This is a genomic window from Carboxylicivirga mesophila (assembly GCF_018271975.1).
GTDB lineage: Bacteria > Bacteroidota > Bacteroidia > Bacteroidales > Marinilabiliaceae > Carboxylicivirga > Carboxylicivirga mesophila.
The window spans coordinates 1-15372 of sequence record NZ_JAGUCN010000022.1; the positions used below are offsets into that span (position 1 = coordinate 1).

Here is a 15372-nt window from a genome sequence, read left to right on the forward strand (position 1 = left end):
GGCCTCCTCTTCCAAAGCGTGACGCCAATCTTGCCAGGTTGATGACCAGCCGGCGGTTTACTTCGCAACATTTGTCATAAAAATAGCTTTCTTAAATAATTAGTTAACATTAGATGTGGAATAGTTTGTTTAATTATCTCCAGTATTTGATGAATGATTTTATTTTTATGATGAATGAAAAAATTCGTTGAGCTTTGTGTGTTAGTATCTATTTATTTGAATGAGTGGGAGGGTGGTGGTTCAATTTAAGCGTAGGGGAGTTGCTGCTGTTATTCATAAGAGTTAGTAAAAGTACTGGCGTTTTGCTCCAGACTTGTTGATGTTACTTACATTGCTGGCGTGTGCCGGTTTTGTTTTAAACTGATAGTATGGGCTCTTCTGAATGTACCTCATGGAAACAGCTAAATTCATCACTCTTTTGAAGTGTTTGTGGTTATTGCAGGCTGTATTCTGGTGGACGCCATATACGGCCTGTAAATGCATGTCAAATAGATTAAGGAAGTTGTAGTCAACCGCTGTTATTGGAATATTCTTTTTTCGAAGTTGCTGAAAATAAAAAAGCGCTTAAACATTGTTTAAGCGCTTTAAAGTGGTACCCGAGGCGGGACTTTTGGTGTGCCCGCAACGCTTATATTTTCAGTGAGTTATGGTTGTCAAAAATAAGTGGTCGTCAAATGGTCACTTTTGATATAATTGACTACAAACAAAGGTAATTTAAATTGCTCAGGTTTAAAAGTTTCATTCTCCCAATAGTTCATCTGCCAATAGGCAGAGTTCCTTCCCAAAAGAAAATAACAGGCGAATGCCATGTTGTATTCGTCTCTTTTTAATGAGGTAGAAATAACACTCATAAACTACCAGTATGAAACTTAAAGAATTATTTAAAGCCATGCCTTTTTATACATGCTTCAGCAAAGGTGTGACCGATCGTGGTTTGATGCAAAAGCGTTCGGCATAAACGCGCCAAAATCAATCAAAGACATTTTCTTTTCCATCGCACAGGCCCGAGAGCAAAAAGCTTGGTATTATTGCGTGCCGCAAAATACAAGCCCTTTGCTCTGTCCGCTCAAAATCTCTTTGAATTGATTTCTCTTCCCAGCGCACGAGGCTTTTTATTCCGCTTCCTTTTGCCAAACCATGACTTTTAAAAATGGGTGGCTTACGCATGTAAAAAGGCCTCAGTGTATGCACTTTCAGATAAAGAAAAGGAGGTTTTGAAATATTTCTTACGAAGTGGATGCAAGATGTGTTTTTAGGTACCTAAAAACGGGAGGACTTGCCCGGTGGGACTAAAATGAATAAGAGCAGAAAATTACGTAATACCGTAATCAATGCATAAAAAGAAAATACACCGAGCAGCGTCGGACTATATTAATTAAGATATACTTGACAAAATATGCATCAACCTGAATCAAGTGGTACACAAGCTCCATTTCTATGATGCCTATATACTGACTGAGAATTATAGGCAAACCTTCATGGCGTGTTTTGAGCTTCAACTGATATGTGTCAGAAGAATATAATGAGGTACTTTTAAAAATGGATGAGCGGGCTAACGCTCTCGTATTATCAATGAACGAGGCGAAGCGGAGTCTTCACCAACGAAAACTTCAGGCTAATAAAGTCTTTGTGTTTCAGGTGTTATTTGCAATCGCGGTTTTCTTCTGTTTCTATTTGATTTATGAGAATCAGAACTTAAAAGACAGTGACCTTCAATTAAGATACCTTAAAGCAACCAATAATATTGATATGGAGGTGGCTTGTTGGCTCGATATCGTTTTTAATGTTTATCGGAATGAGGAGGAGATGGCGGTTATTCGGCAAAATGTTGGCAGAAGGTAATGTGTAGTAATAGTTATATAAGTGGTTATGTCAGTTAATATAAAGGTTTAGTCGTTACTAACTATAAAAATGAAAAAGGAAATAATTACCTACATTTGTATGGCACATTCAAGTAAGAACTTGTTCTGAGTTGTGTGAGGAAGATGGATAACCCAAAATAGCCACTATTCATTATCATGAGATTAAGATATAACCTACTAATAATCCTATGCCTTTTCATGTTTAGCGTTACTAATGCACTTGAATATACATATGTTCCTGATATTACCTCTTATGACAAGAATGATTACAGGGCTGGCAGACAGAATTGGGATATTGAAGTTGATGCTGAAAACATTATTTACATTGCAAACGATAAAGGACTGTTACGCTATATTTACGGACAGTGGATATTAAATGAACTGCCCAATGGCAAATCGTTACGCGCTATTTCTATTTACAAAGATAAAATTTGGTGCGGCGGTGACGAAATAGGCTGCTTCGATATCGATGAAGAAGGGAACTTGACTTACCACCATCTTGCTGATGTCAATGGTAATGTTTGGAATATTGAGGCAAATGGAGACAATGTTTATTTTCAGTCTAATAGTGTAATAACTGTTTATAACATTCAAACAAAAAGCATAGCACAGTTCACATTCCCTAAGACTTTATCAGGTTTAGGCAAATGGCGAAATCAAATATGGACCATAAGTGCTGAAAAAGGCCTGGGCACCTTGAATTCAGATGGGTTTACTTTAGTTAAGCCATTTGCACCTGCCATGGAGCAGGAAGTTAGAGTGTTATTTGAACATGATGATAAACTCTACATTGTATTGTTGAATGGTGAGATTTATAATTACGATGGTACTTATTTTAATACTGTTGTATTGCCCGAAAGTATGACTTGCTTTTCAGCAATTCATTACGACGAAAATACCTTTTACATTGGTTCCATTTTGGACGGAATAATTCCAGTAAAGACCGAAAATAATAGGGGGGGTATTCAACGTAAGATACAACAGCAACAAGGACTTCTTGATAATACAGTGTTATCATTGGCTGTGGATAAGAATGGAAATATTTGGGCCGGACTTGATTACGGTATTGCAAAGATTAACAAAGAGAGTCTTTTAAAGTCAATCATTAGCAAAGGTGCGACCTACGATATCTTATTAAATAATCAAACAACATATGTTGCCACCAACAAAGGATTGTATGCCAATTATAAGCCAGAAGATTTCTCAATTATATCAGGAACACAGGGACAGGTTTGGGCCTTGAATGAGTCCGCCTCCGGACTGTTTGCATGCCATAATAAAGGTTTGTTAAAGATAAACCAGGCTTCTTCCAGATTAATTTATAGCGAAACAGGGGTGATGGATGTTGCACAGTTTGGCAATTCACATCACTATTTATTTTCTGCATATACTGGTACTTTATGGATGCAAGAAGAAAGGGGCAAATTTAAAGAACGGCAAAATCTAGGTATTTGGGGAAATCCTAAACTTGATTTTGATAAAGCCAATAACTGTATATGGGTGCATGGAGGTAGTGCTGATGCCACTGTTTATCGTGTTCAGATAAATGATGATACATGTGCTGTGACAGCAACTGCCATGCAGAATGTATTTACCACGGGTAATGGCTTTTTCTTTTATGATGGCGCAGCATTATTTGAATATGTAGAGGGGCATTTTGTAAAGAGTCGGATTGGGCTAACGCGAAGTATTGAAGGGAGTGGTATCACAGCTCTTGAAGTATCTCCTGAAAACAATATTGCGGTTTATATTCAAAATGATGAATTAAAGATGATTGAAGAACTGGCGGATGGTTCTACAGTGGTTCACAGTAAACTCTTAAGTGAGGTTAATAATGATATACTTAAGCAGTTTGAATGTTTAAAAGTATTTGAAAAACTACTCTACATAGCCACTGAACAAGGGGTGAAAGTACTGCCATTAAACCTCAAGTATAATTATCAGGTTATAAAAGAGCCTGTTATATCAAAGATTGAAATAACCTATTCAGGGATACATAAGCCTAAAACGTTATATTATCCATATACCAGGGATACCTTAAACCTGGTGAGTCGGCAATTTAAAACACTTACACTCTCATTTGCAAGTGGTAAAAAGCACAATGTTGAATATCGATATAGGCTAATGCCATATGATAATGAATGGTCAGAATGGTCTTCTTCACAGATACAAGTTGCATATGGGGATTTAAAGCCACGGGAATACCACTTTGAACTTGAGAGCCGTTTTAATGGTACGGTAGAAAGAAAAACAATCTTGCCCATTTTTATCGAAGGCATAGGCTATTATTATCTGCGCTTAAGTGTTTTATTGGTTATTATTCTGTCTCTTGCATTGATTGCGATACAATATGCTAAAAATCAGAAGTTAAGATTGAAGCATAAACATTATAAAAAGGTGGCGGCAGCAGCTCAGATACAATCTAAAAAACAACAGTTATTACAATTTACCGAAATAATACGGCATAAGAATACCTTTTTGCTAGAGGTGAGAGGTGCACTGGCTCAAATGAAAAACAGTGCAGCGTCACGATGGGTGAATAAAATAGATCAGGAGATAAACAAAGAAAAGAAGGAATTCTTGTTTCATAAGCTTTTTGCAGAAGATCATCAGTATTTTATTCAACGCATATCATCCCAATTTACTGAACTGACCCAACATGATATTCGCCTGATTTCCTTTATTCGTATTAATGCCAATACCAACGAAATTGCACAGTTCTTAAATATCTCGCCAAGCAGCGTGGATACTGCCCGTTATCGCTTACGTAAAAAGCTAAACCTGGAACACTCTCAGAACTTGTATAAATTCATCAGAGAATTTTAAGATAGTTTCTTATTCAGGGTGATAGTTGAAAACTTATCATTCATCTCAAATCAAATTGCCTTAAGTAGCTTGGTTTTGTATTGAAGCATCATGGTGATGTGGCTATTGGTGTGTCATACTCACTTGGCATTTTGCTCATTATTAATCAATATAGGGAGTGCATTATAAAGGTAGCTTACTTTATACTATAGCTAATGCCTGATTTATTCTTAAGATTCGAATGATAATGAATGTTCTTTCGCTTAATATTTGTAAGTAAAAGACGCACCTGCCAGTGTAAAGTTTGGGCCTTAAAAGGTTTTGATTGTCAAGTACTAACGTCAAGCTGTCTATAAGATGTCCATATCAAATTTACTCTGTCTACCTATAGTCTATGTGCTTTCTTGGGCTTGGATACTCCGAATAAATAGTTTTACAATCGGCAAATACAAGAAATCTAAATGTCATGGAAAAGACTAAGTCTGATAAAAAGTAAAGTTACTATGAAAAGATTGAAACTATTTTTCGTTGCAATGCTGCTATGCAGTGTAACAGGTTTATTAGCCCAAACATTAGATGTTACTGGTAAGGTGGCTGATGAGCATGGGGAGGCAATACCCGGTGTAAATGTTACGGTGAAAGGAACATCAAAAGGAGTGATAACAGATATGGATGGATTCTATACCATAAATAATTTGGCAGCAGGTGACATCCTGGTGTTTTCATTTATTGGTATGGAGACGCAGGAAGTACAACTGACGAATGCGAGTGGTGGTCAAAAAATGGATGTTGTTTTAAGGTCTGGAAACATCAGCTTAAACGAAGTGGTTGCGGTAGGGTATGGAACCCGTAAGAAAAGCTCGCTAACAGCTGCCATATCGTCGGTAGGCGAAAAGGATATAGAGAAAACCCAAAATTTAAGAGTAGAACAGGCATTGCAAGGACGTACGGCCGGTGTTACCGTAACCAGTAGTTCTGCTCAGCCGGGTGCAGGTATGTCGGTACGTATTCGTGGTGCCGGTACCAATGGAAATTCCGATCCCCTTTATATTGTAGATGGCTTGCCGGTTGGTGGCATCGACTATCTCAACCCGGGTGATATTGCGAGCATGGAAATATTAAAGGATGCAGCATCTTCATCTATCTATGGAGCCCGTGGAGCTAACGGCGTTGTACTTATTACCACTAAAAAAGGAAAAGCCCAGGCCTTCACGGTGACGTACGATGGTTTTCAAAGTATTCAAAATCCTGAGCGTAAATTATCATTGATGGATGCCGATCAGTATGTGCTTTTTTATAACGAAGCTCAGTTAAACGATGGTGTCAGACCGATGGATTTTAATCGTCGGGCGAACACGGATTGGCAAGATGAGATTTACAACAAGAATGCACCAATGATGAATCATAGTGTGACATTGAATGGCGGCACGGAAAGGGCAAAGATTTCTTCAGGTATTTCGTATTTCGGACAAGAGGGGTTGGTAGCACCTGATAACTCTAACTATAGCCGTATTACCGCTCGTGTAAATGCAGAAACGAAGAGCCATAATGATAAGTTACGCACAGGTACATCGCTTTACTATTCTAATATAGAAAGCAGTGGTATTGATGTAAACAATATCTATGGCGGTCCTTTGGCTTCAGCCTATAACTTAGATCCGTTAACGCCGGTACGCGATGAGCATGGAAAGTATGGTGTGTCAGAATACGTCAGCCAGGGTATTACTAACCCGGTTGGGAAAATGGAGTACCTGCATTCACAAACCCGAACGGACAAGTTTGTTGGTAATATGTTTGTTGAATACAGCATTCTGGAAAATCTGAAGTTTAAAAGTTCGTATGGTATTGACCTGGCCTACGTAACCTGGGAAAACTATAATCCGGTTTATAAACTAAGTCCCTCTGATTTTAACCTGGTTGATGATGTGCAAAAAAGTATGACGCGCTATTTTAATCACAACTGGGAAAACGTGGTTACCTATGATCTGGAACTCAATAAACACAGTATTAATGCGGTTGCGGGTAGCACCATCCTAGAAGAAACGTCTCATAGTCTTTGGGGTAGTGGGGTTGATATTACCAAAACACCAAAAGGAGAAGATTACGCATATATTGATAATACCATCAGCGATAAAGAAACACGTAACTCAAGCGGTGGTATGGGGATACCTAACCGATTGCTATCCTTCTTTTCTCGGGTTAATTACGATTATAATGAAAAGTATTTCTTTTCTGCTACGTTCAGGGCTGATGGGTCATCACGATTCGGACCAGATAATAAATACGGTTATTTCCCTTCTTTCTCAGGAGGATGGGTGTTGACCAATGAAGACTATGCGGCTTCTCTTAAAAGTATTGCCAACTTTATTAAGCTAAGAGCCAGCTGGGGACAAAACGGTAGTAACCATATTGGCAACTTTGTGTATGTTTCAAATATATCAGATGCAGGTAGCTATGTGATTGGCAATCCGCTTACCAGCGGTATATCCATGCAGGGCCTAGCGCCTAACACCATTCCTACACCAGACATTCGCTGGGAAACCTCTGAACAAACTGATATTGGTTTAGATGCACATTTCTTAGATAGCAAATTCACCTTTACCTTTGACTATTATAATAAGCTGACAAAAGATTTATTGCTGGCGGTCAAGATTCCCGGGCATTATGGTAGTAACTCGCCTATAGATAACGCAGCAGAGGTGCGTAACCGTGGATATGAGTTTGAATTTGGTTACAATGATAAGGCAGGTGCATTTAACTGGGGTGTCAATGCCAACATTTCATTTAACGAGAATGAGGTAACCTATATTGGTAATGATGAAAAGGTACTGGGTGGTGCTGTTGTTCAAACATATGGATTGGTAACCAGGGCAGAAGAAGGCGAACCATTGGGCTATTTCTGGGGCTACCAAACCGATGGTTTGTTTCAGAATCAGACAGATATTGATAATATGCCGGTATCAGTTAATGAGAATGGTGATATCGTTAAGATGCAGCCTCATGCACAGCCTGGTGATGTACGCTTTATTGATCAGAATGGTGATGGTGTTTTAGATGATAACGACAAAATTAACCTGGGTAACTCAAATCCGGTGTATTTCTATGGCTTATCACTGTTCGCCGATTGGAAAGGTTTTGATGTATCTGTGTTTATGCAGGGCGCAGGCGGCCATCAAATTGCGAACCTTTCGCGCCGTTTAGATGCAGGACTAACCAATCTGCCTGCTACAATGCTTAACCGTTGGACAGGCGAAAATTCGACCAACAACGAGCCACGCGCATCCATTGAAGATCCTAACAAAAACTACAGTCTATTCTCAGATAGATATGTTGTTGATGGGGATTATCTGCGCATTAAAAATGTTCAGCTGGGATACACTTTTAGTCAGAAAGCCCTATCGCGTTTTAAAATTGAACATCTAAAGCTTTATGTGGCGGCTCAGAATCTATACACATTCACCGATTATTCGGGTGTGGATGTTGAGTTTGGTTCCGGTACTATTAACTCAGGAGTTGATACTGGTACTTATCCTCAGGCCAGGACCTTTACCGTTGGAATGAACTTAAGGTTTTAATGGAAGGGTTGTTTGAATCACATATTTAAATAGTTACAAAAGATTTATAAAGTATGAAACGATATATTTTACACATCACAATGGCTCTGTTGGTTTTAGGAGCTGCTGCATGTGACGATTACCTAGAGGTTGATAATCACACAGCAACTACCGAAGATAATTTTTATCAGACTGAAGAAGATGCTTATGCTGCTCTTTATGCTGCTTATAACGCAATAACAGATGACAAGGGCGGCACCAATGAGTTTGAATTTTTCCTTAATATGTGTTCCGATGATATGTTTACTGGTGGAGGCAGTTCATCCGATGGAACAGATGTCAGACGTTTTGAAAAGCATAAGATGCTGGTTACCGACTGGCAGCACGACCAGTTTTGGTGGAGAGGCTATGTGGGTATTTACCGCACGAATGTAGCGCTTGAAAAAATACCCAACATCACATTTGGAGATGAGACTGAGAAGGCAAGAATACTGGCTGAGCTCAAGTTTATTCGTGCATATATATACTCTAATCTGGTGCGTATGTATGAAAACATACCATTGATTACCGAACCTATCACATTGGCCGATGCTGATGTGGGCCAGGCCGATCCCGATGAGGTGTATGAACAGATAGCGCAAGATTACCTGGCAGCCATCGAAGATTTGCCCGAATCAGTTGAAGGGGAAGAAGGACGTGTTACAAAATATGCCGCACAGGCGATGTTGGCTCGTGTGTATTTATTCTATACAGGCTTTTATTCTCAAACCGACATGCCAGGCGTTACACTAAATGTAATTAGTTCATTGGTTGATAATATTATTGAAGACAATCACTATGGTTTAGTCGATAATTTTGCTGATCTATGGTTAGTTTCCGGCTCCGATGAATCATATTACAGCAGAGAACATGTTTACCAGATTCCTTATTCTTACAATGGCAAAGGGGCCAGCCGTTCCGATGTTCAGTTTTATGGTTTAAGAGACCTGTCCAATACATCAACATATGCGGCAGGTTGGGGCTTTGGAACCATTCATCCAGATGTATACAATATTTTTGATCCGGCCGATGAACGGCGTAATGCAACCATATTAGATGCCAATAGTGAGGTGGGTGAAAATGAATATTCCAATAGCTATCAGCATACGGGGTACTATTTTAAAAAGTATACTCCACTTAGCAAATACGTTGATGATCCAGCGTTCAGTGGTCATCCTGATGGACGGACAGTTGTTCGGTATGCCGATGTGCTTTTAATGGCTGCAGAGTTATCACTAAAGGGGGGAGCATTTACCCGAACTGCCCAAAGCTATTTCGAGGAAGTGCGCATACGTGCTGGTTTCACAACACATCCTCCTGTAAGTATTGATAGAATTTTTGAAGAGCGTAGAAAGGAGTTTTTCGGTGAAGGCCTGCGTTACTGGGATCTATTACGACAGGGTATTGACGTGGCCGACGCAGCTATAACAAATAATTACGAAAGTCCTTTTGATGTCACCTTTGATAAAGCAACGCGCGGGATCTGGCCAATAGCCGATGTGCAGATTCAACTATCAAGCTCAAGCTCGAAGCCACTAAAGCAAAATGCAGGGTATTAAGCAACTAAAAAAAACTAAAAATGAAACATATATCACAAATACTATTGTTAATCCTGGCTGTAGGTTTATGGAATTGTGAACCAACAGAAGTAGGTGTTGTAGACGACTATAAAAAACCAAATCCTGAGAGTTTAAAAGAATTGGCTGATCAACTTCAGATTAATGTGACCGAAATTGCCGCTCAAATATACGAAGTAGAGTATGTGCGTGGAGGTGGTGGTGAGGCCGATAATGCCATCCAATTTATAACATGGGACTTTGGGAATGGCGAAACCAGTAAGCAGGATAAAGACACAGTGTACTACATCAATCCGGGTGAATACACCATTACTTTCAATGCCTACACCTATGATGGCGAGCTATCTAAAGAGGCTGAAACAGTAACTGCCACCGAAACACTTTGGTGTGCTATCGGTCAGCGTATAATGCTCGATAATTTTGATGATGAGGCGACATACGCAGGTACATGGGTGCAAAAACACCCCAATGATGTTGTGCTTTTTAATGATTACCATGTAGATGGCGATGCACCGTATCAGTTTCCTGAAGATAACAATGTATTGTTAATTGGTAAAGCCGGTGGCTGGTGGACCGAAGTGGCCTATGATTTCGACACTGAGGTGTTTGACTTCTCTCATGCAGGCATGTGGCGTAAAGTGGCCATGCGTTTTTATATCCCAAGCACATTTGAAGTGCCGGAAGGCAATTTCGACTTTAACATACCAGAGTCATACCTGAACTTAAAGATAGGATTAAACGATGGCTCTGGTCGTCAGGAGATTGAGCGAAAAATAAAGTTGAACGAGTTAGACCAATGGATTGACGTAGAATTTGACTTTACCGACAACGCATTCGATCAGATTGACCCAACCCAAGTCGAAAGCATTTGGGTGATGTTTACCCATGCTTGGGATAATGACAGGGGAGCTGGCCGCGACGGGACAGGTGTTATCATGGTTGATGATATTGAATTGGTCCAAAAGGTACCAGGTTGCTTCGAATAACAGTATGTATTCTAAAATCTTTAATACAATGAATAAAATATTATATACCATCGCAATTACCTTGTTAACATTAACAGTGGCCTGCGAAGATGAAAACAAACCAAAAGACTGGAGTGAGAACATCATTGACCTCGATGTTACTTTTACAGATGTTTCCGCCGAGATTGGTATTGCCAATAGCTATGCATTTGAGAATAAGACACCTGGGTTGAGTTACATTGAGTGGGATTTTGGAAATGGAAAGACCGTACGTCAGGAGTCAGGTGTATTTATTTACACCGTAGATGGCACTTATCAGCCCAAGGTTACAGCTGTGTTCGGCAATAGGATGAATACTGAAACCTTTGATGAGATAAGTGTTACAGCCGATGAACTTATTTTAGTAAGTGATGTGTCAACTCCAGGCGTGGCCGGTGAGGAAAACTTACGACAACTTAAAATAAATGCCGATGCGTCGACTGTTTTTACAAATAGTCGCTGGGACTTTGGCAATGGTAACTGGGTGAATACTTCAACTACGGATACTACCTTACGCTATTTAGATGCCGGGACATATACCGTGAAATTTGAGTCGGCTGTTCAGGGAGCCTTACTCTCAGCTGAAGCAACTGTTACAATTGAAAGCGGGGATATTCAAAAGCAGAGCATGCTCTTTAACAATTTTGACGATGAAGCAGCCTATGCTGGTGGCTGGGGTGATGCTAATGGAGATACAAAGCTCTTGAATGAGTTTCACCCGGATACGAATCCTTATACATTTGATGGAAGCAATGTATTGCTAATGGGAAAAACAGGCGGCTGGTGGACCGAAACCCGCTATGCTTTGTCGGATGTAACACTTAACTTCTTGGGTGAGTACAGCGAAGTGTCCTTGCGTGTGTATTTAGAGGGAAATACGGTTAATATTGGCGGAACTGATTATAATTTTAATATGCCAGAAAATGAGCGTCTGCTAAAAATAGGACTTTCCACATTGGATACATGGGATGGACGTGTTGAAGTGGAGCACGCTATAACTGAGACAGATGGCTGGGTTGACTTATCATTTGACTTCTCCGATAAGGACTTTTCACACGGCAATATTGATGCCAATGATATCAGATATTTATGGGTAATGTTCAGTCATGGTAAAGGAACCAGTGGTGTTATTTACGTGGATGAGATTGTCTTAAAGAAAGAGTATTCAGGCATTAAAAAACAGAACTAAAAGGTTAGAAGAATGGAGGTGGATGCCAATTCACCTCTTTACTTCCAAATAGTAATAATTGAATCATTGTAGACGCTATTTGCTAACGTAATTTAATTATTACTAGTGATTTAAAACAAGACAAGATGAGACAGATACTCCTTTTTATATTACTGGCTGTTGGCATTGGTGCTATAAATGCCCAGACTCTTACCTCCGAAGGCCGGCTGATTAAAGATGACCAGGGAAATAAGGTTATTCTGCGTGGCATTGGAACCGGTAACTGGGTGTTGATGGAAGGGTACATGATGAAAACGGCCGGTGTAGCAGGCACACAGCATGAATTCCGCACCAAACTCAATGAGGTTATAGGGGAAGCCGCCACCGATGAATTCTTCGAGCTATGGTGGAACAACCACATGACTAAGGCAGATGTGGACTCGATGGCCAAATGGGGGTTCAATAGCCTCCGCCTGGCCATGCACTACAACCAGTTTACCCCACCAATTGAAGAAGAAAGTGTTACTGATTTAGGTGCTAAAAATTACACTTGGCATCAAAGTGGTTTCGACCGTGTGGACGATGTGTTAAGCTGGTGCAAAGCAAATAATATGTACCTCATCTTAGATTTGCATGCGGCACCAGGCGGGCAAGGTCGTAATGCTGACATCAGTGATTATGACGATAGCAAACTATCTTTGTGGGAGGATGTGAATAACCGACATAAGATGGTGGCTTTATGGAAAAAGTTGGCAGAACGTTATAAAGATGAACCCTGGATAGGCGGCTACGACCTATTGAATGAAACCAACTGGAGTGAACTCAAGGATAATGGCAATGAAATGCTGTGGAGTTTACTTGAAGAATGTACGGATGCTATCCGTTCAACAGGTGATAATCACATAATCTTTCTGGAAGGTAACGATTGGGCTAATAACTACGATGGACTACCTGATCCTCTGTGGGACGATAACTTAGTCATTAGCTTTCATAAATATTGGAATAATGTAGATGCCAACTCACTTGATTGGATCATCGAAAGAAGTGTACAGCACAATGTGCCACTTTGGTTAGGCGAGAGTGGCGAAAATTCCAATGTATGGTACACGCATCTGATTCAGTTATGCGAAAGCAAGGACATTGGCTGGTCGTGGTGGCCAGTTAAAAAGAATGGTATCAACAATGTAATGTATGTTGAAGAGCCTGAATCCTACAAAAAACTTATTGATGGCTGGCGAACCAGTGCCACATCAGATGATGTGACAGGTCAGGCAGCTATTGATGCGGTTACCGAATGGGCCAATAATCATAAAATAGAAAATGTGCGTGTGATGCATGATGTGATTGATGCCATGATTCGTCAGCCACATACCTTTGATACAAAGCCCTATAAACAGCACAATGTTGGCGAGAGAACCTGGTTTGCTGACTATGACCTGGGACGTAATGGTTATGCCTACTGGGATACCGATACAGCCAACCTAAGCCAGGTGACCGACTATACCGACTGGAATACCGGTTGGGCCTATCGCAGCGATGGGGTCGATATTCAGCACAGTAGCGACACCAATCAGGATGGCTCATTTGTGGAAGCCCCTTATAATGTTGGTTGGACGGCAGATAAGGAATGGCTACAGTACACGATTAATAATGACTTGGAGCAGTCATATACATTAAATATTCGACATGCCGGTAATACGGCAAAAATAAAATTAATGGCCAATGGCCTGGATATATCATCTGCACTGGAATTACCATCAACTGCTAACTACGAAACGTGGGCAACATCGGCTTTTGATGATATTATATTACCAGCCGGGGAGGTGAAGCTGGTGTTCTATTTTGAACAGGGAGGTGCCAATCTCAATTATTTTGAATTTGTTAATCCACAGCCAATCAGTAACGTTGAGTTTAACGCTTTTTCGGCAGCATCCAACATCGCAGGAACCGAGGTTTACCTGACGCTTAATAAGGAGGTGACATCGGCCAGCAGTCTGCAGTTAGATGATTTTATTTTAGCTGACAAAGATGGAACAAATTATCAATTAGTTGAGGTTAAGATCAGTTCTGAGAATTCCAAGGTACTGCAATTATCCACGGCTTCTGCTTTTACTTATTTTGATGAGCTATTATTATCCTATAATGGAACTAGCGTTAAAGCCGGAACACAGACCTTAGGTAGTTTTACAAATATGTCGGTGCAGAATAATTTGCCAATGCGTCATCCGGTGCCGGGCAAAATAGAAGCTGAAGATTTTCACTTTAATTATGGTTTTACTTTTGAGAATTGTTCTGACGCCGGAGGAGGTCAAAACTCATCATATGCTCGCGATGGTTATTATCTAGATTATCTGATTACGGTTCAAAACACAGCCTATTATGATTTAAGTATGCGCGTTGCATCGCAAAATAATGCGCCAAAGCTATCCATGTGGTTAAGCAGCGATAATGGTGAAACATTTGAATCGCTTGCCACAATTAATTTGAGCAGCACGGGTGGTTGGAGTACCTGGCAAACGCAAAAAGGACCTTCTTTATTATTAAATAAAGGCAATTATATCCTACGATTTAAAGTAGAACAACAAGAGCATAATCTTAACTGGTTTGAATTTAAACAGGTTGGGGAAATTATCTCCGATGATGCTGAAGAAATATTTTCTGCTAATAATTTTCAAATATCGTATGTATCCCCATCATGCTACCAGTTAGATGATGGGAGCATAACGATATTGAGCAAAGTGGCCCCTATAACGGTCACTTTAGATGACGGCAGTTCACATCCGATAAGCCAGAACATGGCATACACGATATCTGATTTAGCAGCCGGCGAATATAAACTTCTTGCTACATCGGTTAATCATTACAAAGGTCATTATACAGTTGTGTTAAATCAGGCAGAAGCTCTAAAGGGTGCCGCAACTGTCGCAGGAAACGATGTAACCATTACGATTCAGGGTGGCCAGGCGCCATACACCATTGAGCTAAATGGAGAAAAATATGCAAGTCAATCGGCCACATTCACACTAAACAAACTGTCAACAGGTCATTATGTTGCTAGTCTGATGGATAGCAACCAGTGTTCTGAAGATGGTATGCTATCATTTGCTATTAATTCCCTGGCAGTTTATCCTAATCCTGTAACAACTGGAGTGCTGTCAATCAATTGCCCTGCAAATATTGAGGAAGAAGTGTATTCATTGGAAATCTTTTCAATTAGTGGGCAGCACCTGCTATCGCAACGACGGTATGCATCCAATAATAAGATTAAGGTAAATGTGAGTCAGCTAAAAAAGGGTATCTTCCTTTTAAAGATATCTAATGATTGCATGGAAGAAACCATGCGATTTATTGTGCAATAACCCC

At 40.1% G+C, this 15372-nt stretch carries 7 protein-coding genes and 1 pseudogene; 7 read left to right on the plus strand and 1 reads right to left on the minus strand.

The genetic code is table 11. The features are described 5' to 3' along the window. Positions 1–282: 282 nt before the first annotated feature. Positions 283–540, minus strand: a pseudogene (locus KEM09_RS16900) (phage integrase SAM-like domain-containing protein); the annotation flags it as partial. 966 nt (positions 541–1506) lie between these two features. Between KEM09_RS16900 and KEM09_RS16905 the strand changes: the two are divergent. The 7 genes from KEM09_RS16905 to KEM09_RS16935 all read left to right on the plus strand — a co-directional run bounded on the left by KEM09_RS16905 (position 1507) and on the right by KEM09_RS16935 (position 15368). Beyond that, positions 1507–1842: a hypothetical protein gene (locus KEM09_RS16905; RefSeq protein ID WP_212230070.1), complete on the plus strand. Its 336-nt coding sequence runs from the start codon at positions 1507–1509 to the stop codon at positions 1840–1842. Positions 1843–2060: 218 nt separating this feature from the next. After that, entirely contained in the window at positions 2061–4688 is a 2628-nt protein-coding gene (locus KEM09_RS16910) for a helix-turn-helix and ligand-binding sensor domain-containing protein (protein WP_212230072.1), read from the plus strand. Positions 4689–5170: 482 nt separating this feature from the next. Further along, on the plus strand, positions 5171–8242 hold the full coding sequence (locus KEM09_RS16915; protein WP_212230074.1) for a SusC/RagA family TonB-linked outer membrane protein: 3072 nt from the start codon (positions 5171–5173) through the stop codon (positions 8240–8242). Between the two features lie 53 nt (positions 8243–8295). Further along, entirely contained in the window at positions 8296–9819 is a 1524-nt protein-coding gene (locus KEM09_RS16920; protein WP_212230076.1) for a RagB/SusD family nutrient uptake outer membrane protein, read from the plus strand. A gap of 20 nt (positions 9820–9839) precedes the next feature. Then, complete coding sequence (locus tag KEM09_RS16925) at positions 9840–10823, plus strand: PKD domain-containing protein (protein WP_212230078.1); 984 nt, start codon at positions 9840–9842, stop codon at positions 10821–10823. A 28-nt stretch (positions 10824–10851) separates the two neighbouring features. Beyond that, positions 10852–12030, plus strand: coding sequence for a PKD domain-containing protein (locus KEM09_RS16930; RefSeq protein WP_212230080.1), 1179 nt, complete (start codon positions 10852–10854; stop codon positions 12028–12030). A gap of 125 nt (positions 12031–12155) precedes the next feature. After that, the gene (locus KEM09_RS16935) at positions 12156–15368 is read left to right on the plus strand and encodes a cellulase family glycosylhydrolase (protein ID WP_212230082.1); all 3213 of its coding nucleotides are present in this window, start codon (positions 12156–12158) and stop codon (positions 15366–15368) included. The last annotated feature ends 4 nt before the right edge of the window (positions 15369–15372 follow it).

Excerpts from the sequence above, each read along its gene's own strand:
- KEM09_RS16920 (WP_212230076.1), top strand. The coding sequence starts at position 8,296 with ATGAAACGATATATTTTACACATCACAATGGCTCTGTTGGTTTTAGGA.
- KEM09_RS16915 (WP_212230074.1), top strand. The coding sequence starts at position 5,171 with ATGAAAAGATTGAAACTATTTTTCGTTGCAATGCTGCTATGCAGTGTA.
- KEM09_RS16930 (WP_212230080.1), top strand. The coding sequence starts at position 10,852 with ATGAATAAAATATTATATACCATCGCAATTACCTTGTTAACATTAACA.
- KEM09_RS16935 (WP_212230082.1), top strand. The coding sequence starts at position 12,156 with ATGAGACAGATACTCCTTTTTATATTACTGGCTGTTGGCATTGGTGCT.
- KEM09_RS16910 (WP_212230072.1), top strand. The coding sequence starts at position 2,061 with ATGTTTAGCGTTACTAATGCACTTGAATATACATATGTTCCTGATATT.
- KEM09_RS16925 (WP_212230078.1), top strand. The coding sequence starts at position 9,840 with ATGAAACATATATCACAAATACTATTGTTAATCCTGGCTGTAGGTTTA.